Source organism: Bradyrhizobium sp. P5_C12 (genome assembly GCF_054049735.1).
The window spans coordinates 1-20,798 of the sequence record NZ_JBFULU010000049.1; the positions used below are offsets into that span (position 1 = coordinate 1).

The 20,798-nt window shown below is 65.9% G+C and carries 22 protein-coding genes; 12 read left to right on the forward strand and 10 right to left on the reverse strand.

All coding sequences use genetic code 11. The annotated features are described in order from the left end of the window. Positions 1 to 84: 84 nt before the first annotated feature. The 3 genes from gshB to rsmI are packed head-to-tail and all read right to left on the reverse strand — an operon-like array spanning position 85 to position 2,384. Positions 85 to 1,029, reverse strand: coding sequence for a glutathione synthase (gene gshB, locus ACXJMY_RS31035; protein ID WP_456623155.1), 945 nt, complete (start codon positions 1,027 to 1,029; stop codon positions 85 to 87). Positions 1,030 to 1,039: 10 nt separating this feature from the next. Continuing rightward, positions 1,040 to 1,447: a YraN family protein gene (locus ACXJMY_RS31040; RefSeq protein ID WP_456623156.1), complete on the reverse strand. Its 408-nt coding sequence runs from the start codon at positions 1,445 to 1,447 to the stop codon at positions 1,040 to 1,042. After that, on the reverse strand, positions 1,434 to 2,384 hold the full coding sequence (rsmI, locus tag ACXJMY_RS31045) for a 16S rRNA (cytidine(1402)-2'-O)-methyltransferase (protein WP_456623157.1): 951 nt from the start codon (positions 2,382 to 2,384) through the stop codon (positions 1,434 to 1,436). The genes ACXJMY_RS31040 and rsmI overlap by 14 nt, the downstream gene beginning before the upstream one ends. A 337-nt stretch (positions 2,385 to 2,721) precedes the next feature. Here rsmI and ACXJMY_RS31050 point away from each other — a divergent pair, with 337 nt between their 5' ends. Then, entirely contained in the window at positions 2,722 to 3,954 is a 1,233-nt protein-coding gene (locus ACXJMY_RS31050) for a penicillin-binding protein activator (RefSeq protein ID WP_456623158.1), read from the forward strand. A 155-nt stretch (positions 3,955 to 4,109) separates the two neighbouring features. Here ACXJMY_RS31050 and hemW read toward each other — a convergent pair whose 3' ends face one another. From hemW to rph, 3 genes are read right to left on the reverse strand one after another with little or no spacing between them, the layout of a single operon-like run. Further along, positions 4,110 to 5,264: a radical SAM family heme chaperone HemW gene (gene hemW / locus ACXJMY_RS31055; protein WP_456623159.1), complete on the reverse strand. Its 1,155-nt coding sequence runs from the start codon at positions 5,262 to 5,264 to the stop codon at positions 4,110 to 4,112. Continuing rightward, on the reverse strand, positions 5,251 to 5,886 hold the full coding sequence (rdgB, locus tag ACXJMY_RS31060; RefSeq protein ID WP_456623160.1) for an RdgB/HAM1 family non-canonical purine NTP pyrophosphatase: 636 nt from the start codon (positions 5,884 to 5,886) through the stop codon (positions 5,251 to 5,253). The genes hemW and rdgB overlap by 14 nt, the downstream gene beginning before the upstream one ends. A gap of 10 nt (positions 5,887 to 5,896) precedes the next feature. After that, positions 5,897 to 6,610: a ribonuclease PH gene (rph, locus tag ACXJMY_RS31065; RefSeq protein WP_456623161.1), complete on the reverse strand. Its 714-nt coding sequence runs from the start codon at positions 6,608 to 6,610 to the stop codon at positions 5,897 to 5,899. 174 nt (positions 6,611 to 6,784) lie between these two features. On the opposite strand from rph, the gene hrcA reads away from it, so the two are divergent. After that, positions 6,785 to 7,873 carry a heat-inducible transcriptional repressor HrcA gene (hrcA, locus tag ACXJMY_RS31070; protein ID WP_456623162.1) on the forward strand — a complete coding sequence of 363 codons (1,089 nt, stop codon included), beginning with the start codon at positions 6,785 to 6,787 and terminating at the stop codon, positions 7,871 to 7,873. 96 nt (positions 7,874 to 7,969) lie between these two features. Then, positions 7,970 to 8,587 carry a nucleotide exchange factor GrpE gene (gene grpE, locus ACXJMY_RS31075; RefSeq protein WP_456623163.1) on the forward strand — a complete coding sequence of 206 codons (618 nt, stop codon included), beginning with the start codon at positions 7,970 to 7,972 and terminating at the stop codon, positions 8,585 to 8,587. Between the two features lie 114 nt (positions 8,588 to 8,701). Here grpE and pncA read toward each other — a convergent pair whose 3' ends face one another. Continuing rightward, positions 8,702 to 9,424 carry a bifunctional nicotinamidase/pyrazinamidase gene (gene pncA / locus ACXJMY_RS31080; protein ID WP_456623164.1) on the reverse strand — a complete coding sequence of 241 codons (723 nt, stop codon included), beginning with the start codon at positions 9,422 to 9,424 and terminating at the stop codon, positions 8,702 to 8,704. A gap of 261 nt (positions 9,425 to 9,685) precedes the next feature. Beyond that, positions 9,686 to 10,627 carry a hypothetical protein gene (locus ACXJMY_RS31085; protein ID WP_456623165.1) on the reverse strand — a complete coding sequence of 314 codons (942 nt, stop codon included), beginning with the start codon at positions 10,625 to 10,627 and terminating at the stop codon, positions 9,686 to 9,688. Between the two features lie 394 nt (positions 10,628 to 11,021). Here ACXJMY_RS31085 and dnaK point away from each other — a divergent pair, with 394 nt between their 5' ends. The 8 genes from dnaK to ACXJMY_RS31125 all read left to right on the forward strand — a co-directional run bounded on the left by dnaK (position 11,022) and on the right by ACXJMY_RS31125 (position 18,347). Further along, positions 11,022 to 12,923, forward strand: coding sequence for a molecular chaperone DnaK (dnaK, locus tag ACXJMY_RS31090; protein WP_456623166.1), 1,902 nt, complete (start codon positions 11,022 to 11,024; stop codon positions 12,921 to 12,923). Between the two features lie 271 nt (positions 12,924 to 13,194). Continuing rightward, positions 13,195 to 14,322 (forward strand): molecular chaperone DnaJ, encoded by a 1,128-nt coding sequence (gene dnaJ, locus ACXJMY_RS31095; protein WP_456623167.1) that lies wholly within the window; start codon positions 13,195 to 13,197, stop codon positions 14,320 to 14,322. 93 nt (positions 14,323 to 14,415) lie between these two features. Then, a complete protein-coding gene (locus ACXJMY_RS31100; protein ID WP_092190255.1) occupies positions 14,416 to 15,015 on the forward strand; it encodes a class I SAM-dependent methyltransferase in 600 nt (199 codons plus the stop codon). Between the two features lie 57 nt (positions 15,016 to 15,072). Beyond that, on the forward strand, positions 15,073 to 15,651 hold the full coding sequence (locus ACXJMY_RS31105; protein WP_456623168.1) for an NADPH-dependent FMN reductase: 579 nt from the start codon (positions 15,073 to 15,075) through the stop codon (positions 15,649 to 15,651). 6 nt (positions 15,652 to 15,657) lie between these two features. Beyond that, a complete protein-coding gene (gene pyrF / locus ACXJMY_RS31110) occupies positions 15,658 to 16,371 on the forward strand; it encodes an orotidine-5'-phosphate decarboxylase (RefSeq protein WP_456623169.1) in 714 nt (237 codons plus the stop codon). A gap of 71 nt (positions 16,372 to 16,442) precedes the next feature. Then, entirely contained in the window at positions 16,443 to 16,754 is a 312-nt protein-coding gene (locus ACXJMY_RS31115) for a DUF1330 domain-containing protein (protein ID WP_456623170.1), read from the forward strand. Between the two features lie 134 nt (positions 16,755 to 16,888). Then, positions 16,889 to 17,704, forward strand: a complete 816-nt coding sequence (gene dapB / locus ACXJMY_RS31120) for a 4-hydroxy-tetrahydrodipicolinate reductase (RefSeq protein ID WP_456623171.1) — start codon at positions 16,889 to 16,891, stop codon at positions 17,702 to 17,704. A 19-nt stretch (positions 17,705 to 17,723) separates the two neighbouring features. After that, a complete protein-coding gene (locus tag ACXJMY_RS31125) occupies positions 17,724 to 18,347 on the forward strand; it encodes a 2,3-bisphosphoglycerate-dependent phosphoglycerate mutase (protein WP_456623172.1) in 624 nt (207 codons plus the stop codon). Between the two features lie 116 nt (positions 18,348 to 18,463). Here ACXJMY_RS31125 and ACXJMY_RS31130 read toward each other — a convergent pair whose 3' ends face one another. Both ACXJMY_RS31130 and ACXJMY_RS31135 read right to left on the reverse strand, forming a co-directional pair. After that, complete coding sequence (locus ACXJMY_RS31130) at positions 18,464 to 19,360, reverse strand: methylated-DNA--[protein]-cysteine S-methyltransferase (protein WP_456623173.1); 897 nt, start codon at positions 19,358 to 19,360, stop codon at positions 18,464 to 18,466. A gap of 55 nt (positions 19,361 to 19,415) precedes the next feature. After that, on the reverse strand, positions 19,416 to 19,949 hold the full coding sequence (locus tag ACXJMY_RS31135) for a DUF2244 domain-containing protein (protein ID WP_456623174.1): 534 nt from the start codon (positions 19,947 to 19,949) through the stop codon (positions 19,416 to 19,418). Positions 19,950 to 19,971: 22 nt separating this feature from the next. On the opposite strand from ACXJMY_RS31135, the gene nth reads away from it, so the two are divergent. Continuing rightward, on the forward strand, positions 19,972 to 20,754 hold the full coding sequence (gene nth, locus ACXJMY_RS31140; protein WP_456623175.1) for an endonuclease III: 783 nt from the start codon (positions 19,972 to 19,974) through the stop codon (positions 20,752 to 20,754). The last annotated feature ends 44 nt before the right edge of the window (positions 20,755 to 20,798 follow it).

A 20,798-nucleotide genomic window follows, 5' to 3' on the forward strand; every position in this document is an offset into this window, starting at 1 on the left:
CCTCCCTGGGGTTATGGGTCCCGGCCTTCGCCGGGACGACGTTGGAGAGTGGCCGTGCGCGTCCTCTACGCGGTCACTTCCGCCCTACTTCGCCCGCTTCTGCTCGATCGCGTCCCAGACCTTGGCCGCGACGTCCGGGCCGCCGAGCCGGGCGATGGCGCGGATGCCGGTCGGCGAGGTCACGTTGATCTCGGTGAGGTTGCCGTTGATGACGTCGATGCCGACGAACAGCAGGCCGCGCTCGCGCAGCGCCGGGCCGACGGTCGCGCAGATCTCGCGTTCGCGCGGGGTGAGCTCGGTCTCCTGCGCCGCTCCGCCGCGCACCATGTTGGAGCGGAGGTCGTCGGCCGCGGGCACGCGGTTCACGGCGCCGGCAAACTCGCCATTGACCAGGATGATGCGCTTGTCGCCGTGCTTCACCTCGGGGATGAACTGCTGGATCACCCAGGCCTCCTTGAAGGTGACCGAGAACATGTCGAACAGCGAGCCGAAATTCATGTCCTGCGGCATCACGCGGAACACCGCCGCGCCGCCATGGCCGTGCAACGGCTTCATCACGACGGCGCCGTGCCGGTCGCGGAAGGCGTTGATCTCATCCAAGTCGCGCGAGATCAGTGTCGGCGGCATCAGCTGCGGAAAGTTCATCACGAACAGCTTTTCCGGCGCGTTGCGCACCGAAGCGGGATCGTTGACCACCATCGTCTTGGGGTGAATGCGCTCGAGCAAATGCGTCGAGGTGATGTAGGCGAGGTCGAACGGCGGGTCCTGGCGCAGCAGCACCACGTCAAAGCCGTTCAGCGCCTCGCGGCGCGGCTCGCCGAGGGTGAAGTGATCGCCGGGCTCGTCGCGCACGGTCAGGAGCTGAACGGGAGCCACGATTTCATCGCCGACCATCGAGAGCTTGTCGGGCGTGTAATAGGACAGGCCGTGGCCGCGCCTCTGCGCCTCCAGAAGCAGCGCGAAGGTGGAATCGCCCTTGATGTTGATGCGGGCGATGGGGTCCATCTGGACGGCGACGTTCAGTTTCATGGTCTGCCTTTCAGGTCGAGGCGTCGAATGCCGCCAACACATGGCGCGGAAGTGACCGCGGCGCAATCAGCATGGCGTCGAATCGCAGTTCGAATTCCGCATGCTCGGGATGCGCGGCGAGCCAGCCCTGCGCGGCGTCGATGATGCGCTGCTGTTGGCGCGGCGTCACGGCAAAGGCGGCGTCATCCAGCGTCGCCCGGGCCTTGACCTCGACGAAGGCGATCAGGTTGCGGCGGCGCGCCACGATGTCGATCTCGCCATGCGGGGTGCGGTAGCGTTTGGCGAGGATGCGATAGCCCTTCGCCATGAGGAAGGCCGCGGCGCGGCTCTCGGCCGAGATGCCGGTGCGGAACGCGGCGACCCGCTCCGGCGAGGCGATCTTTGGTTCCGCGGGCGTCGCGCCGTCAGTCTTCGCCATCGCCGCCCCGCAAGTCCTTCGCAAGCGCGAGCGCACGGGCATAGACCTCGCGGCGCGGCCGCCCCGACAGCTCGACCGCATGCGCCACCGCGTCCTTGACGCTGTGGGTGGCAAGCTGCCCGCGCAGGAGGTCGTCGAGCGCGCCGGCCGCCATCACCTCCGCGTCAGCCGCGGGCGGGCCAATCACCAGCACGAATTCGCCGCGCGTTTCCAGCGTGTCCGCGTCGCGCGCAAGCTCATGCAGCGTCGCGCGCGAAATCTCCTCATGCAGCTTGGTCAGCTCGCGGCAGATCGCGGCTTCGCGGCTCCCCATGATGCCAGCGAGCTCGGCCAGCGTGTCCTGCACGCGGTTGCCGGATTCGAACATCACCAGCGTCGCATCGATACGGGCGAGCTCGGTCAGGCGGTTGCGACGGGCGGTGGCCTTGGCCGGCAGAAAGCCCTCAAAGAAGAAGCGGTCGGTCGGCAGCGCCGCCACCGACAGCGCCGCCAGCACCGAGGACGGGCCCGGCAGTGCGAACACCGCATGGCCGGCCGCGCAGACCTCGCGCACCAGCTTGAAGCCGGGATCGGAGATCAGCGGCGTGCCGGCGTCCGACACCAGCGCGATGGAGCCGCCCTGCCCCAGCGCCTCCAGAATTTTTGGCCGCGCGGCTTCCGCGTTGTGCTCGTGATAGGGCTTGAGTGGCGCCGAGATGTCGTAGCGTTCGGTCAGGCGCCGCGTGATGCGGGTGTCCTCGCAGGCGATCATATCGACCCCGGCGAGCGTCTGAAGCGCGCGCAGCGTGATGTCGCCGAGATTGCCGATCGGGGTCGCGACCAGATGCAGGCCCGGCGCCGCCTTCGGCGCCGCCAGCCGATGGGCATCGATGGAAAACCCGCGCGGGGCGGGATCCGTAGTCTCAGGTGTATTTATCGGGCTCGGCTTTGCGCGCATAATGAAACGAACTTAGGCATGATCCCCGGGGCTGGGAACCGGTCCTCGGAAAAAGATCGCGCCAGGTCAGGGGTGAGGAAGGGCTGGAATGTGATCCATCCGGCATCACATTCCAGAGGGAATGAAGTGTCAGCGCCATATTCGCGGCGGAAACGCCGCCTTGATGCGGGTGACGGATGGCGGACAGCTAGCCAGGGCTTGAGGTGCGGCCGCGTTAAGCGGTCATTATCCTTTTGTTTTAGTTAACTATTTGCCGACAATATGCCTGAATCCGCGGCTTGTGTCGTGGAAAGAATGTTGTGACCGGCTGGCGACGCCGGTCAGAAGAGAAGCTGTGATGCTGGGCCCGCGCGATCCAAAATCTCCCGTTCAGGGCTCCCGATTATCAGGGGCGACCCGGCGGAGCGCGCTTGGGCTGTTGCTCGGCGCGCCGCTGTTGTCGGCCTGCGCCGGCGTGCAGCAGAGCCTCAGCCAGTTTTCCAATCCCTTCAGCAGCTCCTCGCCGCCGGCGCAGCCTGGGGGTCCGCCGCAACAGGCCACGACCGCCGGCACCGGCGGGGTGAAGGTCGCCGTGATCCTGCCGCTCTCGGCCGCCGGCAACGCCGGTTTGGCCGCGCAATCCATGCGCAACGCCGCCGAGATGGCGCTGGCCGAATTCCAGAATCCCAACATCCAGCTGCTGATCAAGGACGATAATGGCAGCCCGCAAGGCGCCCAGCAGGGCGCGCAGCAGGCGCTCGACGAAGGCGCGGAGGTCATTCTGGGGCCGCTGTTTGCCCAGTCGGTGCCCGCGGTGGCGCAGGTCGCGCGCACCCGCGGCATCTCGGTGATCGCGTTCTCGACCGATTCCAGCATTGCCGGCCGCGGCGTCTACCTGCTCTCCTTCCTGCCGGAATCCGACGTCAACCGCATCGTCGAATATTCCGCCAGCGTCGGTAAGCGCTCCTTCGCCGCGCTCGTGCCCGACAATGCCTATGGCAATGTCGTCGAGGCGGCGGTGAAGGCGGCGGTGCCGCGGCGTGGCGGACGCATCGTCGCGTTCGAGAAATACGGCGCCGATCGCGCCACGCCGGCGCGGACCGTGGCGCAGCAGCTCGGCAGCGCCGATGCGCTGTTCATTGCCGATGATGGTGACGCCGTCGTCGCGGTGGCGGATGCGCTGACCGCGGCGGGTGCGAATTTGCGCAACATCCAGTTGCTCGGCACCGGCCTGTGGGACAATCCGCGCGTCTATGCCAGCTCTGCGCTTCAAGGCGGTCTCTATGCCGCGCCGGATCCGGCCGGCTTCCGCGCCTTCTCCGGCCGCTACCGCACCAAATACGGTGCCGAGCCCGTGCGCACCGCAACGCTCGCCTATGACGCGGTGGCGCTGGTCGCAGCGCTCGCGCGCACGCAAGGCACCACGCGCTTCTCCTCCGACGTGCTCACCAACCCTTCCGGCTTCGCCGGCATCGACGGCCTGTTCCGCTTCCGCGCCGACGGGACGAATGAGCGCGGCCTCGCGGTGATGAAGGTGACGACCGGCGGCGGTGTGGCAGTGGCGGGTTCGCCGAAGAGTTTTGGGGCGTAGTTGGTTTCGTAGCCCGGATGGAGCGCAGTGCCGTAGGGTGGGTTAGCCGAAGGCGTAACCCACCATGCTTCCGCGCACGCGGGACGAAGTTGGTGGGTTACGCCTGCAGATGCGCTTTGCGCATCTGCAGGGCTAACCCACCCTACGGCAGCTCGTTACGCCGCGAGATCCGCGACCACGGCATCCAGTACCGGGAAACCGCTGCTGGTCACCCGCAACCGGCCCGTCGCATCCACGATGATCGCGCCTTCTTCGCGCAGCAGCGCGATGCGTTTGGGATCGAGCGGGCGGCCGGAGAGCGCGCTGTAGCGCTCGGGGTCGATGCCCTCGGCGAGGCGCAATCCCATCAGCAGGAATTCGTCGGCACGTTCTTCGCTGTTGAGGAGATCGTCGGTGACGACGCCATCGCCGTTGGTCTCGACCCGCATCAGCCAGGCTTCGGGCCGCTTCTCGGTGGCGGTCGCATGCCTGATGCCGTCGATGTCGAGGCGGCCGTGTGCGCCCGGTCCGATGCCGGCGTATTCGTGGCCGCGCCAATAGACCAGATTGTGCCGGCACTCGGCGCCGTGCCGCGCGTGGTTGGAAATCTCGTAGGCGGGCAGCCCGAGCTTGTCGCAGGTTTCCTGCGTCACGTCGTACAGCGCGCGCGCGACCGCTTCGTCCGGTGTCTTCAATTTGCCGGCCTGGTGCAGGCCGAAGAACGGCGTGCCTTCCTCGATCGTGAGCTGGTAGAGCGAGAGATGCTCGGCCGCCTCGTCGATCGCATGCCGGAGTTCATCGGCCCACATCGCCGGCGTCTGGTCGGGGCGGGCGTAGATCAGATCGAACGAATAGCGATCGAACGAGCGGCGCGCGATGGCGACCGCGTCGAGCGCCTCGCGCGCGCTGTGCATCCGGCCCAGCGCTTTCAGCGAAGCATCGTCGAGCGCCTGCACGCCGAGCGAGACGCGGTTGACGCCGGCRGCGCGATAGCCGGCAAAGCGCGTGGCCTCGACGCTGGTCGGGTTCGCCTCCAGCGTCACTTCGACATCGCCCGCGACCTTCCAGTGCTTGCCGATCGAATCGAGCACCGCGCCGACGGTCGCGGGCTGCATCAAGGACGGCGTGCCGCCGCCGAGGAAGATCGAGGTCACTTCGCGGCCCGGCGCGCGCTGCGCCGTTGTCTCAATCTCGCGCGCGAAGGCGCTCGCAAAGCGTGCCTCGTCGATCGCGGCGTGGCGGACATGGCTGTTGAAGTCGCAGTACGGGCACTTCGACAGGCAGAACGGCCAGTGCACATAGACGCCGAAGGCTTCCTTAGCGCGGCTCAAGGCAGATCTCCGCCAGTTTCACGAAGGCGCGGGCGCGGTGCGACAGGCCAAGACCGAGCGGCGGCAGGCCGTGCTTCTCGATGCTCTCCATCTCGCCGAAGGTGCGGCTGTGGCCGTCGGGCAAGAACATTGGATCGTAGCCGAAGCCGGCGGTGCCGCGCGGCGGCCACACCAGCGTGCCGTCGACGCGCGCCTCGACCTCTTCGCGATGATCATCGGGCCAGGCAACGCAGAGCGCGGAGACGAAGTGCGCCTTGCGCTTGTCGGGCGCGGTGGCGCCGCGCTCCAGCAACAGGCGCTCGATCCGCGTCATCGCCGCGGTGAAATCCTTGGTCGGACCGGCCCAGCGCGCGCTGTAGATGCCGGGTGCGCCGTCGAGCGCGTCGACCACGATGCCGGAATCATCGGCGAACGCGGGAAGCTTGGTCGCCTGCGCCGCCGCGATCGCCTTGATCGCCGCATTGCTGCGGAAATCATGGCCGGTCTCTTCCGGCTCGGGCAGGCCGAGCTCTCCGGCCGAGACCGCCTCGACGCCGTGCGGCGCGAGCAGCTCCCGCATCTCGGCGAGCTTGCCGGGATTGTGGGTCGCGATCACGAGTTGGCCTGTGATTCGGCGGTGCATGGCCTATTGACTACGCCACGGCCAGTTTCTGCAAGTCCACGAGACGTGCGACGCCCTTGCGCGCCAGCGCCATCAGCGCCAGGAACTCGGCTTCCGTGAACGGCTCGCGCTCCGCGGTTCCCTGCACCTCGATGATGCGGCCATCGCCGGTCATGACGAAATTGGCGTCGGTCTGGGCTTCCGAATCCTCGGCATAGTCGAGATCGAGCACCGGCGTGCCGTTGTAGATGCCGCAGGAGATCGCGGCGACGTTGTCGCGCATCACATTGGCCTTGATCATGTTGCGCGCCTTCATCCAGCTGATGCAGTCGGCGAGCGCGACCCAGGCGCCGGTGATCGAGGCCGTGCGGGTGCCGCCATCGGCCTGGATCACGTCGCAATCGACCGTGATCTGGCGCTCGCCGAGCGCTTCGAGATCGACGATGGTGCGCAACGAGCGCCCGATCAGGCGCTGGATTTCCACGGTGCGGCCACTCTGCTTTCCGGCGGAAGCCTCGCGGCGGGTGCGTTCCAGCGTGGCGCGCGGCAGCATGCCGTATTCGGCGGTGACCCAGCCGCGGCCCTGGCCCTTCAGCCACGGCGGCAGGCGCTCTTCCAGCGTCGCGGTGACCAGCACATGGGTGTCGCCGAACTTCACCAGGCAGGAGCCTTCCGCATATTTGACCACGCCACGCTCCAGCGTCACGGGGCGCAATTCATCGGGCGCACGGCGGCTTGGCCGCATGGGAATTCCTCCAAAACTCACGGGAAAAGGCTATTCGCGGTGCTTGTAGGTGGGGTGGGGATGGGCGGCAAGGCCTTTTCGGTCCCCAGGCAACCTTCAAGCAACCGCAAAACCACGCTTGTCAGCGGCCTCCCGGATAGACAAGTTACAAGCATCCGAGAGGAGTTGACGTCTGTGGCCCATCACGATCCGATCCATCTGATCGCGCCGCGCGCAGGCCTCGCCCAGCTCAACGAGCGGTCTCGCGACATCTTTCGTCAAATCGTCGAGAGTTATCTCGCGACCGGCGAGCCGGTCGGCTCGCGCAATATCTCGCGCCTGATCGCCATGCCGCTGTCGCCGGCCTCGGTCCGCAATGTCATGGCCGACCTGGAACAGCTCGGCCTGATCTATGCCCCACACACCTCTGCCGGCCGACTGCCGACGGAACTCGGGCTGCGCTTCTTCGTCGACGCCCTGATGCAGGTCGGCGATCTCAATGACGGCGAACGGCAGGCGATCCAGAGCCAGTTGACCTCGGTCGGCCAGGCGCAATCGGTCGAGGCCGCGCTGGAGGAGGCGTTGACGCGGCTCTCCGGCCTGACCCGGGCCGCCGCCGTCGTGCTGACGCCGAAATCCAATGCGCGGCTGAAACACATCGAATTCGTCCGGTTGGAACCGGAAAAGGCGCTGGTGATCCTGGTCGGCGAGGATGGTCAGGTCGAAAACCGTGTGCTGACGCTGCCGCCGGGGGTTCCATCCTCGGCCCTGACCGAAGCCGGCAACTTCCTCAATGCACGAATCCGGGGCCGGACCCTGGCCGAGGCGCGGCTGGAACTCGAGACCGCGCTCGGCGAGGCGCGCACCGAGCTCGATCAGCTGACGCAGAAGGTGATCTCGGCCGGCATCGCCAGCTGGTCCGGCGGCGAGAACGAGGACCGCCAGCTCATCGTCCGCGGCCACGCCAATCTGCTCGAAGACCTGCATGCGCTGGAGGATCTGGAGCGGGTGCGCCTCCTGTTCGACGACCTCGAGACCAAGCGCGGCGTCATCGACCTGCTCGGCCGCGCCGAGACCGCCGAGGGCGTGCGGATCTTCATCGGCTCGGAGAACAAACTGTTTTCCTTGTCAGGCTCCTCCACCATCATCTCGCCCTATCGGGATGCCGCCGGCCATATCGTCGGCGTTTTGGGCGTGATCGGGCCGACGCGGCTGAATTATGCCCGCGTGATCCCGACCGTGGACTACGCCGCCCGCATCGTCAGTCGCCTGCTGGGCGGCTGACCGGCGGCCCAGTCGATCACGGGCGCTTGATTTTCGGCGTCCGAAGCACGATATGCGGGCGAGAAAACCCCTGAGACGAATACGAAAAGAGAGCCGATGAACGATCGAGACCGGCAACCCGAAGACACGACCGCTGCGACCGGCGAGCCCGTGGTGTCAAAGCCCTATGTGATGCCCGACGATCCCGAGCCCGGCTCGGTCGAGCTGTTGCAGCAGGAGGCCGCCGAGGCGCGCGACCGCATGCTGCGGACGCTGGCCGAGATGGAAAATCTGCGCAAGCGCACCGCCAAGGAGGTGGCCGACGCCCGCCTCTACGGCATCACCGGCTTCGCCCGCGACGTGCTCGACATCGCCGACAATCTCCAGCGCGCGCTGGACGCGGTTCCGGCCGAGGCCCGTGCCGCCGCCGATCCCGGCCTGACATCGTTGATCGAGGGCGTCGAGCTCACCGAGCGCTCGTTGCTCAATGCGCTGGAAAAGCACGGCGTGAAGAAGTTCGACCCCTCGGGCCAGAAGTTCGATCCGAACTTCCAGCAGGCGATGTTCGAAGTGCCGGATCCGTCGGTGCCTGCGGGCACCGTGGTGCAGGTTATGCAGGCCGGCTACACCATCGGCGACCGGGTGCTGCGCCCCGCTCTCGTCGGCGTCGCCAAGGGCGGCGCGAAGGCTGCACCCGCGGCGAACAACAACGAGTCGAGCGGCGCGGCCAACTGAGTTTGGGCGTCATTCCGGGGCGATGCAAAGCATCGAACTGACGGTGCGCACCTGAGAATCTCGAGATTCCGGGCTCGATGCTTCGCATCGCCCCGGAATGACCGCGTGAAAGTCTTACGCGCTCGCCGCGATGTCCGCCGACTGAATCCGCTTCACGCCGGCCTTGGCCATGTCGGCCCAGGCTTTTGCCAGCGAGCCCTGCGTGTCGATGCCGCGGCAGGCGTCCTCCACGACATAGACCTCGAAGCCCGCCTTGCGCGCGTCGAGCGCGGTCCAGGCGACGCAGAAATCCGTCGCCAGCCCAGCGACGAAGACGCGCTTGATCTTGCGCCCCTTCAGATAGCCGGCGAGGCCGGTCGAGGTCTTGCCGTCGGCTTCGAGGAAGGCCGAATAGCTGTCGACGTCCTTGTGAAAGCCCTTGCGGATGATGAGCTCGGCGTGCGGGATCGAAAGGTCCTTCGACAGCGCGGCGCCGTCGGTGCCCTGCACGCAATGGTCGGGCCACAGCACCTGCTTGCCATAGGGCAGGTCGACGGTCTCGAACGGCTTCTTGCCGGAATGAACCGAGGCGAACGAGATATGGCCGGGCGTGTGCCAGTCCTGCGTCATCACCACATTCGCGAACGCTTTTGCCATTTTGTTGATGACGGGCACGACCTGCTCGCCTTCCTTCACCGCGAGACTGCCGCCTGGAAGGAAGCAGTTCTGCACGTCGATCACGAGCAGCGCGGATGATTCATCCGGCTTGATCGATGCGGCTGCAAAGAGCGCGGTTGGAGCGATCGCTGCGAGGGCGCCCGTCCCAAGCGCCGCCAAGATTTGTCGCCGATCCAGCATCGTTCGCCTCCCTCCAGGATGAACCCGATTGGGCAGGAGCCTAGTTCCGCTTGTGTACGAACAGAAGCCCGAAAATGCAGCCGGCTTTGGTGAGTGCTTAAGCGCGCTATCGTCACGTCGTCCCGGCGAAGGCCGGGACCCATACGCCGCAGCAATAGTTTTGCGAAGACTCGGAGTTACCAGCGCGCCCCGCAACCACGCCCTGTGGTGATGGGTCCCGGCCTCCGCCGGGACGACACCGAGGATGTGGAGCCGCCTTCGCTAACCCTTCGGCTGGATGCCGTCGCGCACGGCGCGGAAGCGGGTGAAGGCGGCTTGCCACTGGTCGCGCGGGGCGCTGGCGATGATGCGTAGCGAGGCGCCGCCGCTCGAGAAGCGGATCCACTGCACCACGGTCACCGGGGTCTTGTCCTTGCCGCTGACGCCGTCGATCCGGGTCTCGAAACCCTGCTGGCCGTTGATGCGGATCGGCTCGGACATGGTGACGCGGGATTCGCGCACGCCGGGGATCTGGAGCGCCGCCTCCTGGGCGAAGCGGGCGCGGTCGTCGGCCTGCTGCGGGGTGGCGCCGATCAGGCCGAGGATCATGAACGGCTTCGACTCATAGCCTGTGGTCTCGTCGCCGTCGGCCAGGATGATGCTCGAGCCCGGCGCCAGCGTGCGGACATCCTTGAAATCGGCGAGATCGGTGATCTTGAACGGCATCAGCGCGATCTGCTCCTCGGCCGAGACCTGCTTGCGGGTCACGGCGCTCGCGAACATCTGCCGCACCGCCTCGTCGGTGTAGATCTTGGTCGCATTCTCCGGGATCTGCACCGCGACATAGCCGGAGAAGCCGGCGCCCGGCACGATCATCGAATAGCGCTTCACCGGGGTGTCGCCGGCCTTGCCGCTTTCGGTGGTGAAATAGGCGAGGCCCGCGGGGGTCTCGATCTTGTCCTGCTTGACGCCATTGGCGCCGGCCGGATTGGAATTGAAGGCGCTCACGACCTCGCCATAGGCCGCCGGCGGCAGCTCGGTGATCAGCACCTTGACGTTGCCGTCCTCGCTCTCGAAGCCCGGAAAGGTTTTTGCCGTGCCGAGGCCGATCAGCGGCACCATGCCGAGGCGCAGCCCGGGCGGGAAGACGGCGTCGGCGGCAAGGGCCGGAAATGCCGTGGCGGCGAGCAGGGCGAGCGCGGCGAGGGGGCGGATCAGCTTCATGGGCACTCTGATTGGTTCACATTGAGGCCGTTCGATGGTGGACCACCGGGCCGCATTGTCGCGCAAGACCGCCTCGCCGAGGAGGCGTCCGGCCGCCCGCCTTTTAGCGGGTTTGGGGTCGCCGTAACAGGGTGCGGCGGACCACCGGGAGGGGCCGGCCGACAGCCGGACCTGTTAATATTTCCTCACCCGCAAGGGTGGTTCAGCCCGGATATGATCTTCCAAAACCCAATGTTTTCACGGCCGAAACTTGCGTTCGGTCCTTGCGGGCCCCTCCCCCCCTCCTATATGAGCGTCAACCATCGCAATATCGCGGATGTTTGATCTTAGGGGGTTTGGACCGGGTGCCTTCTGGGCCCAACCAGCCTGCCGCAAAAACAAGGATATCAGGACCATGGGAAAGGTCATTGGGATCGACCTCGGCACCACGAATTCGTGCGTCGCCGTAATGGATGGCAAGAACGCCAAAGTCATCGAGAATTCCGAAGGCATGCGCACGACGCCTTCGATCGTCGCCGTGACGGACGACGGTGAGCGCCTCGTCGGCCAGCCTGCCAAGCGTCAGGCCGTCACCAATCCCGAGCGCACCTTCTTCGCAGTGAAGCGCCTCATCGGCCGCCGCTACGACGACCCGATGGTCGAGAAGGACAAGAAGCTCGTTCCGTACAAGATCGTGAAGGCTTCCAACGGCGACGCCTGGGTCGAGGCCGACGGCCAGACCTACTCGCCCTCGCAGGTCTCCGCTTTCATCCTGCAGAAGATGAAGGAGACCGCGGAGGCCCATCTCGGCCAGAAGGTCGACCAGGCCGTCATCACCGTTCCCGCCTACTTCAACGACGCCCAGCGCCAGGCGACCAAGGACGCCGGCAAGATCGCGGGCCTCGAAGTGCTCCGCATCATCAACGAGCCGACCGCGGCCGCGCTCGCCTATGGCCTGGACAAGACCAAGACCGGCACGATCGCCGTGTACGATCTCGGCGGCGGCACCTTCGATATCTCCATTCTCGAAATCGGCGACGGCGTGTTCGAGGTGAAGTCGACCAACGGCGACACCTTCCTCGGCGGCGAAGACTTCGACATGCGCCTCGTGGGCTATTTGGCCGACGAGTTCCAGAAGGAGCAGGGCATCAACCTGCGCAACGACAAGCTCGCCTTGCAGCGCCTGAAAGAGGCCGCTGAAAAGGCCAAGATCGAGCTGTCCTCGACGACGCAGACCGAGATCAACCTGCCCTTCATCACCGCGGACCAGACCGGCCCGAAGCATCTGACGATGAAGCTCACCCGCGCCAAGTTCGAAGCGCTGGTCGACGACCTCGTGCAGAAGACCGTCGAGCCCTGCCGCAAGGCGCTGAAGGATGCCGGCGTCACCGCCGGTGAGATCGGTGAAGTCGTTCTGGTCGGCGGCATGTCGCGCATGCCGAAGGTCCAGGAAGTCGTGAAGCAGCTGTTCGGCAAGGAGCCGCACAAGGGCGTCAACCCGGACGAAGTCGTGGCAATCGGTGCCGCGATCCAGGCCGGCGTGCTCCAGGGCGACGTCAAGGACGTGCTGCTGCTCGACGTGACCCCGCTGTCGCTGGGCATCGAGACGCTGGGCGGCGTGTTCACCCGCATCATCGACCGCAACACCACGATCCCGACCAAGAAGAGCCAGGTGTTCTCGACCGCCGAGGACAGCCAGAACGCGGTCACCATCCGCGTCTTCCAGGGCGAGCGTGAAATGGCGGCCGACAACAAGATGCTCGGCCAGTTCGACCTGATGGGCATTCCGCCGGCTCCGCGCGGCATGCCGCAGATCGAGGTGACCTTCGACATCGACGCCAACGGCATCGTCAACGTCTCGGCCAAGGACAAGGCCACCGGCAAGGAGCAGCAGATCCGCATCCAGGCCTCCGGCGGTCTGTCGGAAGCCGACATCGAGAAGATGGTCAAAGACGCCGAGGCCAATGCCGAGGCGGACAAGAAGCGCCGCGAGGCGGTGACCGCCAAGAACGATGCGGACGGACTGGTGCATTCCACCGAGAAGGCGCTGGCCGAGCATGGTTCGAAGGTCGCCGAGACTGAGCGCCGCGCCATCGAGGATGCCGTCAGCGATCTCAAGGAAGCGCTGAAGGGCGACGATGCCGAGGCGATCAAGGCCAAGACCAACACGCTGGCCCAGGCTTCGATGAAGCTCGGCGAAGCCATGTACAAGCAGCAGGCCGAGGCCGACGCCAAGAAGGATGCGGCCAAGGACGACGTCGTCGACGCGGAATTCACCGAAGTCGACGACGACAAGAACAACAAGAAGTCTGCATAAGCCCGCGAGGGTCATGATGCGGACGGCTTGGACCCCACACGCTGCACCAGCCTCCCCCCTCAGGGGGGAGGCCTTCGTGTCGGGTATGACGGGGCAAGGGACGGAGCAAGGCTCTGTTGCGATCGGCCCCGTTACGATCGATCAATTCCCAGCCGCTATGCTCAACGCCGCCACGCTGCCCTCTGCCGCAACGCGGAAGGCTGCCTATATCGTCGCGTGGCGACGTTGTTTCGCCCCGACTTGAATCGCGATTGGATAGACCGAGTCAGACATGTCCACCAAGCGCTGCTATTACGAGACCCTCGAAGTCGAACGCTCCGCCGACGATTCCGTCCTGAAATCGTCGTTCCGCAAGCTTGCGATGAAATTTCATCCCGACCGCAATCCGGGGGATGACACCAGCGAAGTCCGCTTCAAGGAAATCAACGAGGCCTACGAGGTCCTCAAGGACAAGGACAAGCGCGCGGCCTATGACCGTTTCGGTCATGCCGCCTTCGAGCAGGGCGGTCCCGGTGGCGGCGCCGGTTTCGGCGCGGGCTTCGCGTCGTCCTTCTCCGACATTTTCGAGGACCTGTTCGGCATGGCCGGACAGCGCGGCCGCGGCGGCCGCGAGCGCGGCGCCGACCTGCGCTACAACATGGAAATCACCCTCGAGGAAGCCTTCGGCGGCAAGACCGCGCAGATCGAGATCCCGGTCTCGGTCACCTGCGAGGCCTGCTCGGGCATCGGCGCCAAGGCCGGCACCAAGCCGAAGACCTGCTCGAGCTGCGGCGGCGCCGGCCGCGTGCGGCAGTCGCAGGGCTTCTTCACGTTGGAGCGCACCTGTCCCGGCTGTCAGGGACGCGGCCAGATGATCGAGGACGCCTGCCCGTCCTGCTCGGGCCAGGGCCGGGTGACCCGCGAGCGGACGCTGTCGGTCAACATTCCCCCGGGCGTCGAGGACGGCACGCGGATCAGGCTCGCCGGCGAAGGCGAGGCTGGCGTCCGCGGCGGCCCGCCCGGCGACCTCTACATCTTCCTGTCGCTGGCCCACCACCAGTTCTTCCAGCGCGACGGCGCCGATCTGCATTGCCGCGTTCCGATCTCGATGGTGACGGCGGCGCTTGGCGGTGAATTCGAGGTGCCGACCATCGAGAAGGGCAAGACCAAGGTGAAGGTGCCGGCGGGGACCCAGTCCAGCCGTCGATTCCGCATCGCATCAAAAGGCATGCCGGTGCTGCGCTCGCGCCAGATGGGCGACATGTACGTCCAGGTCGTGGTCGAAACGCCGCAGAACCTCACCAAGAAGCAGCAGGAATTGCTGGCCGAGTTCGAAAAGCTTTCCTCCGGCAACACCCAGCCGGAATCCGAGGGCTTCTTCACCAAGGTCAAGGATTTCTTCGGTAATCGGGCGAGTTGAGCCGTCTTGACCGTACCGCCTTCGGCCTATACCTGTTTATGACCATTTTCTGACACGCCGCGGTCACGCGGTCTCGTCCCGTCCGGTCCAGACATGCCATTGCCGTCGTCCGCGCGTGCGTTGAAGAAGCCCCGTCTTGATGACGAGGTGCGTTTTCTCCGATCATGGATCGAAAAGCCCCTGCACATGGGGGCGGTGATGCCGTCGGGCAAGCTGCTTGCCCGGACCATGGCTCATTACGTCGACGTCAATTCGGACGCACCGGTGGTCGAGCTCGGACCCGGCACCGGCGCCATCACCTCGGCCCTGGTTGAGCGCGGCGTCGACCAGAAGCGTCTTGTGCTGGTCGAATACAATCCCGGCTTCTGTGCGCTGCTGCGCGACCGTTATCCGCAAGCCAAGGTGGTGCAGGGCGATGCCTATCGCCTGCGCGACACGCTCTGGAACGTGCTGAGCGCGCCGGCCTCCGCGGTCGTCTCCGGCCTGCCGCTTGTCACAAAACCGATGCTGACGCGGCTGCGGCTCGTCCGCGACGCCTTCACGGCGCTCGCGCCCGGCGCCCCCTTCGTGCAGTTCACCTATGCGGTGGTGCCGCCGATCCCGAAATCGCTGCCCGGCGTGTCCACAGAGGCCTCGGAACGGATCTGGATGAACCTTCCGCCGGCCCGCGTCTGGGTGTATCGCAAGGACTAATTCCGCCGGCTTCCCTTTTTGCGCGGCGGGCTCGTTTCGCCGAACGCATGGAAGCGGATGTCCGCACCCAGGATCCTGATCATTCCCGGCTCGCTGCGCACCGGCTCGCATAATGCGAAGCTGGCGGCGGTCGCCGCGTATGAATTCGCCCAGGCCGGCGTCGACATCACCCGCATCTCGCTCGCCGATTTTCCGCTGCCGATCTATGACGGCGATCTCCAGGCCAAGTCCGGCGTTCCGAAGCATGCGATCAACCTCAAGCGCATGATCGGTGCGCACCATGGCGTGTTGATCGTCACGCCCGAATACAACGCCTCGGTGCCGCCGCTGCTGAAGAACGCCATCGACTGGGTCAGCCGCGTGCATGAGCTGCATGAGGCGCGCGGCGAGGTGTTCCGCAACCGCGTCTTTGCGCTCGCCGGCGCCTCGCAGAGCCGGCTCGGCGCGGCCCGCGCGCTTCAGGCCTTGCGGCTGATCCTGACCTCCTGCCACGCCAATGTGATCGCCAGCCAGCTCACGCTCGCCTTTGCCCACGAGGCCTATGACGATATGGACAGGCTCAAGAACCAGGGCGATATCGACGCGCTGAAGGAGATGGTGCGGCAGTTGATCGACATTTCTCAACGCATGATGTGAGGTGACATGACGCCAGCCGAAATCGCCCCGAAAGACCGCCTGATCGTCGCGCTCGATCTGCCGAGCGTTGATGCCGCGGAAGCGATGATCGCAAGGCTCGGCGACAGCGTCACTTTCTACAAGATCGGCTATCGGCTCGCTTATGCCGGTGGTCTGCCGCTGGTCGGAAAGCTCGCCGACAAGGGCAAGAAGGTCTTCCTCGATCTCAAGCTGCACGACATCGGCAACACGGTGGCGCAAGGTGTCGAGAGCATCACCAGGCTGGGCGCGACCTTCCTCACCGTGCACGCCTACCCGCAGACCATGAAGGGCGCGGTCGAAGGCCGCGGCAGCGCCAGCCTGAAGATCCTCGCCGTCACGGTGCTGACATCCTACAACGACGACGATCTGCATGCGGCCGGCTACCGGCTCGGCGTCTCCGAGCTGGTCGAAGCGCGTGCGCAGCAGGCGCAGGTGCTCGGCGTCGACGGTCTCGTCTGCTCGCCGGAAGAAGTGGGCAGCCTGCGCAAGATCGTCGGTCATCAGATGAGTTTGGTCACCCCCGGCATCCGGCCGGCGGGCGCGGCGAGCGGCGACCAGAAGCGCATCATGACGCCGGGCCGTGCGATCACCGCGGGCGCAGACTATCTCGTCGTCGGGCGGCCGGTGGTGGAAGCCGCCGACCCCAGGGCAACGGCTGACGCAATCCAGGCCGAGATTGCGCAGGCGCTGGGAGCATGATCCGGAAAAGTGTGCAGCGGTTTTCCGGTCAGATCATGCTCAAATAGAGACAACCACAAGGGAGAAGAACAATGGCAAAAGGCTACTGGATCGGGCGCGTCGATGTGAACAATGACGAGGGCTACAAGCCGTATGTCGTCGCCAACGGCGCGATCTTCAAGAAATGGGGCGGCCGCTTCGTCGTCCGCGGCGGCAAGTTCACCACCGTCGAAGGCGCCAGCCGCACCCGCAACGTCGTGATCGAATTCCCGGACTACGAGACCGCGATCGCCTGCTACAACTCGCCGGAATACCAGGCCAACATCAAGGTGCGGCAGCCGCACTCGGTCGCCGACCTCATCATCATCGAGGGTTATGACGGCCCGCAGCCGTCTGACGGCTGAGGCACACCGAGATTCCGGGTTCGGCTCTGCGAGCCGCCCCGGAATGACGGTGAACGTGGCGTCACCGCCGACTGCTCCCCCTCGGTTGCCGGAACTGCGTCCCCCCGCTACAACGCACCTGAGAGGATCACACCATGTCCGACATGCGCTTGATTGTTGCTGGAGCCGGCGGCCGGATGGGCCGGGCGCTGACGCGGGCGATTGCCGAGACCAATGGCGCGGTGCTGGCCGGCGCGCTGGAGGCGCCGGGATCTGAGCTGCTCGGCAAGGATGCCGGCGTGCTCGCGGGTCTCCCTGCCAACGGCATCAAGCTCTCTGCCGACCTCTGGGAGTTGTCGAAGGACGCCGACGGCATTCTGGATTTCACCGTGCCCGCGGCGACCATCGCCAATGTCGCGATCGCCGCCCAGCGCGGCCTCGTGCATGTCATCGGCACGACGGGCCTGTCAGCCTCCGACAACGCCGTGATCAAGAGCGTCACCAACCGCGCGGTCGTGGTGCAGTCCGGCAATATGAGCCTGGGCGTCAATTTGCTCGCCGCCGTGGTCAAGCGCGTCGCCAAGGCGCTCGATGCGAGCTTCGACATCGAGGTCGTCGAGACCCATCATCGCATGAAAATCGATGCGCCCTCGGGCACGGCGCTGATGCTGGGCCAGGCCGCCGCGGCCGGCCGCGGCGTCTCGCTCGATGAGCATGCGGCGCGCGGCCGCGACGGCATCACCGGTGCGCGGCGGCCCGGCGACATCGGCTTCGCCTCCTTGCGCGGCGGCACCGCGGCCGGCGATCACAGCGTGAGCTTCCTCGGTCCGTTCGAGCGCCTGACGCTCTCGCACCATGCCGAGGATCGCATGCTGTTCGCCCATGGCGCGCTGAAGGCGGCGTTGTGGGCGCACGGCAAGAGTCCGGGACTCTACTCGATGGCCGACGTGCTCGGCCTGTCCGACATCTGAACAAAACGGAAAGCAGTTGATGAGCGAACGTCTTCTCGTGCTCGTGCGCCATGGCCAGAGCGAATGGAATCTGAAGAACCTGTTCACGGGCTGGAAGGATCCCGATCTCACCGAGCTCGGCGTGACCGAGGCGAGGGAAGCCGGCCGCAAGCTGAAGGCGCAGGGGCTCGTGTTCGACGTCGCCTACACCTCGGTGCTGACGCGCGCGCAGCACACGCTCGATCTCATCCTTGGCGAACTCGACCAGAAGGGTCTGCCGACGTCGAAGGACCTCGCGCTGAACGAGCGCGACTATGGCGATCTCTCCGGGCTGAACAAGGACGACGCGCGCAAGAAGTGGGGCGAGGACCAGGTGCTGGTCTGGCGCCGCTCCTACGACGTGCCGCCGCCCGGCGGCGAAAGCCTGAAGGACACGCTCGCGCGCGCACTGCCGTATTACGTTCAGGAAATCCTGCCCGGCGTGCTCAACGGCAAGCGCACGCTCGTCGCCGCCCACGGCAATTCGCTGCGCGCGCTGATCATGGTGCTGGAAAAGCTCTCGCCCGAAGGCATTTTGAAGCGCGAGCTCGCCACCGGTGTGCCGATCATCTACCGCCTCAACGCGGATTCGACCGTGGCCTCGAAGCTGGATCTGGCGGGGTAACAGACGCCGTCATTCCGGGGCGCCCGAAGGGCGAACCCGGAATCTCGAGGTTCTCAGGTGCGCAATTGCGCACCATGGTTCGATGCTTTGCATCGCCCCGGAACGACATCAGACAATCACTGCATCCCCACCTGCCCGGCTTCCCAGCCCAGCATCGCCTGCTTGCGGGTGATGCCCCAGTGATAGCCGGTGAGCGTGCCGCTCTTGCCGAGCGCGCGGTGGCAGGGGACGACGAACGAGACCGGATTCTTGCCGATCGCGGCGCCGACGGCGCGCGAGGCCCTTGGGCTGTCGATCTTGCAGGCGATGTCGGAATAGGACACCGCGCGGCCCATCGGGATCTTCAGCAGCGTCTCCCACACCCGCACCTCGAAATCGGTGCCGATCATGACCACGCGCAGCGGCTGGTCGGGCCGCCACAGCTTTTTATCGAAGATGCGCTGTGCGAGCGGCGCGGTGCCTTCGTGATCCTCGACGTAAGTTGCGTTGCGCCAGCGTCGCGTCATGTCGGCAAGCGCTGCTTTTTCGTCGCCGGGATCGGCGAAGGCAAGTCCCGACAATCCGCGATCGGTCGCGATCACGATGGCGGTGCCGAAGGGCGAGGGATGAAAGCCGTAGCGCAAGGTGAGGCCTGCGCCGCCGTTCTTCCATTCACCCGGCGACATCGCTTCATGCGTGACGAAGAGATCGTGCAGCCGGCCCGGACCTGAGAGGCCGGAGTCGAGCGCCGCGTCGAGCACGCTCGCGGAATCGCGCAACAGCCCCTTGGCATGGTCGAGCGTCAGCGCCTGCATGAAGGCCTTCGGCGTGAGCGAGGCCCAGCGGCGGAACAGATGGTGCAGCTCATCCGGCGTGACGCCGGCCGCATCCGCCATCGCCTCGATGGTCGGCTGCGCGCGCCAGTTCTCCGAGATGAAGGCGATCGCCCGGCGCACCGAGTCATAGTCGCGCAGCGCGGCGTTCTGGGGGCCCGGCTTGGCCAGGCGCTGATCATGTATGGCGAGTGTCATCATGACCGGAAATGTAGGAGCGGGGGCGGTTCGAAACCACCCGATTTCCGACGTGACATCAGCGAATGGGGTTGAAGGTCGGTCCGCGCTTGGCGGCGTTCAGCGCCTCAACCAAGCCATTGTAAAAGCTTGCTTTTTCTTCAGGCCCCAAAAAGCCGGCGAGCTGGAGCCGGCGGCCGCGCGAGATCAGGTAGAGGTGTTCGAGGCCAAAATCCTCGTCGACCTCCAGGTCGAGCCGGACCCAGAGCGGATTGAACGTCCATTCGGCGACCTGGCCGCGATGGCTGATGCGGCGCACGCGCAACTCGGACGGGGTAACCACAATCTGCTCGCTCGCCCGCGCGGTACGGAAATTGACCTTGAAGGCCCACCAGATCACCAGCACGTCGAGGCCGAAGAAGCCGAGCACCGGCCACGCCCCCATCATCAGGAACACGATGCCGGTGACGAAGCTGACGACGCTCAGGAACAGCATCACGGCGAGGAAGCCGGTGCGGTTCAGCGAGCGGTGCGGCGTCAGCAGCGCGGAGAAGATCTGCGGCTCTGGTTCGCTTGCAGATTTCTCGCGCTCAATTTCGTTGCCTGTGCTCATCGTCCCTCAGTATATCCCGATCATGGCAAAAATCATCCGCAAGGCAGCCGCGCGCAAACCGGCGCTGCCGAAGAAAAAGGCAACGCCGGCCGCCGCGAAGCCGAAGGCGTCCGCGAAGACATTGATCAAGGCCACAAAACCCAAGCCCGCAAAATCCAAGCCTGCAAAACCCTGGACGCCAGCCGAGATCCATGAGGTCTTCAGCCGTTTCCGCAAGGCCAATCCGGAGCCGAAGGGGGAGCTCGAGCACGTCAATCCGTTCACGCTGCTGGTTGCGGTGGTGCTGTCGGCACAGGCCACCGACGCCGGCGTCAACAAGGCCACGCGCGCATTGTTCGAGGTCGCAGACACCCCGCAGAAGATGCTCGATCTCGGCGAGGAGCGCTTGCGCGAGTACATCAAGACCATTGGGCTCTACCGCACCAAGGCGAAGAACGTGATCGGGCTGTCGGCCAAGCTGCTCAGCGAGTTCGGCGGCGAGGTGCCGCGCACGCGCGCGGAGATCGAGTCATTGCCCGGCGCCGGGCGCAAGACCGCCAATGTCGTGCTCAACATGGCCTTTGGCGAGCACACCATGGCGGTCGACACGCATGTCTTCCGGGTCGGCAACCGCACCGGGCTTGCGCCGGGCAAGACGCCGCTCGAGGTCGAGCTCGGTCTCGAAAAGGTGATCCCGTCCGAGTTCATGCTGCATGCGCATCATTGGCTGATCCTGCATGGCCGCTACACCTGCCTCGCGCGCAAGCCGCGCTGCGAGGTATGCCTGATCAACGATCTCTGCCGGTGGCCGGAGAAGACGGTCTGAGCGACAATCGAGTCATTCCGGGTCCGGTCCTTCGGACCGCCCCG

What these genes read in the sequence shown, in the direction of transcription:
- ACXJMY_RS31040 (WP_456623156.1), bottom strand. Translation starts at nt 1,447, where the DNA reads ATGGCGAAGACTGACGGCGCGACGCCCGCGGAACCAAAGATCGCCTCG.
- ACXJMY_RS31135 (WP_456623174.1), bottom strand. Translation starts at nt 19,949, where the DNA reads ATGAGCACAGGCAACGAAATTGAGCGCGAGAAATCTGCAAGCGAACCA.
- nth (WP_456623175.1), top strand. Translation starts at nt 19,972, where the DNA reads ATGGCAAAAATCATCCGCAAGGCAGCCGCGCGCAAACCGGCGCTGCCG.
- ACXJMY_RS31085 (WP_456623165.1), bottom strand. Translation starts at nt 10,627, where the DNA reads ATGAAGCTGATCCGCCCCCTCGCCGCGCTCGCCCTGCTCGCCGCCACG.
- pncA (WP_456623164.1), bottom strand. Translation starts at nt 9,424, where the DNA reads ATGCTGGATCGGCGACAAATCTTGGCGGCGCTTGGGACGGGCGCCCTC.
- ACXJMY_RS31100 (WP_092190255.1), top strand. Translation starts at nt 14,416, where the DNA reads ATGCCATTGCCGTCGTCCGCGCGTGCGTTGAAGAAGCCCCGTCTTGAT.
- ACXJMY_RS31105 (WP_456623168.1), top strand. Translation starts at nt 15,073, where the DNA reads ATGTCCGCACCCAGGATCCTGATCATTCCCGGCTCGCTGCGCACCGGC.
- rdgB (WP_456623160.1), bottom strand. Translation starts at nt 5,886, where the DNA reads ATGCACCGCCGAATCACAGGCCAACTCGTGATCGCGACCCACAATCCC.
- ACXJMY_RS31125 (WP_456623172.1), top strand. Translation starts at nt 17,724, where the DNA reads ATGAGCGAACGTCTTCTCGTGCTCGTGCGCCATGGCCAGAGCGAATGG.
- rsmI (WP_456623157.1), bottom strand. Translation starts at nt 2,384, where the DNA reads ATGCGCGCAAAGCCGAGCCCGATAAATACACCTGAGACTACGGATCCC.
- ACXJMY_RS31115 (WP_456623170.1), top strand. Translation starts at nt 16,443, where the DNA reads ATGGCAAAAGGCTACTGGATCGGGCGCGTCGATGTGAACAATGACGAG.
- dapB (WP_456623171.1), top strand. Translation starts at nt 16,889, where the DNA reads ATGTCCGACATGCGCTTGATTGTTGCTGGAGCCGGCGGCCGGATGGGC.
- grpE (WP_456623163.1), top strand. Translation starts at nt 7,970, where the DNA reads ATGAACGATCGAGACCGGCAACCCGAAGACACGACCGCTGCGACCGGC.
- dnaJ (WP_456623167.1), top strand. Translation starts at nt 13,195, where the DNA reads ATGTCCACCAAGCGCTGCTATTACGAGACCCTCGAAGTCGAACGCTCC.
- ACXJMY_RS31050 (WP_456623158.1), top strand. Translation starts at nt 2,722, where the DNA reads ATGCTGGGCCCGCGCGATCCAAAATCTCCCGTTCAGGGCTCCCGATTA.
- rph (WP_456623161.1), bottom strand. Translation starts at nt 6,610, where the DNA reads ATGCGGCCAAGCCGCCGTGCGCCCGATGAATTGCGCCCCGTGACGCTG.
- gshB (WP_456623155.1), bottom strand. Translation starts at nt 1,029, where the DNA reads ATGAAACTGAACGTCGCCGTCCAGATGGACCCCATCGCCCGCATCAAC.
- dnaK (WP_456623166.1), top strand. Translation starts at nt 11,022, where the DNA reads ATGGGAAAGGTCATTGGGATCGACCTCGGCACCACGAATTCGTGCGTC.
- ACXJMY_RS31130 (WP_456623173.1), bottom strand. Translation starts at nt 19,360, where the DNA reads ATGATGACACTCGCCATACATGATCAGCGCCTGGCCAAGCCGGGCCCC.
- pyrF (WP_456623169.1), top strand. Translation starts at nt 15,658, where the DNA reads ATGACGCCAGCCGAAATCGCCCCGAAAGACCGCCTGATCGTCGCGCTC.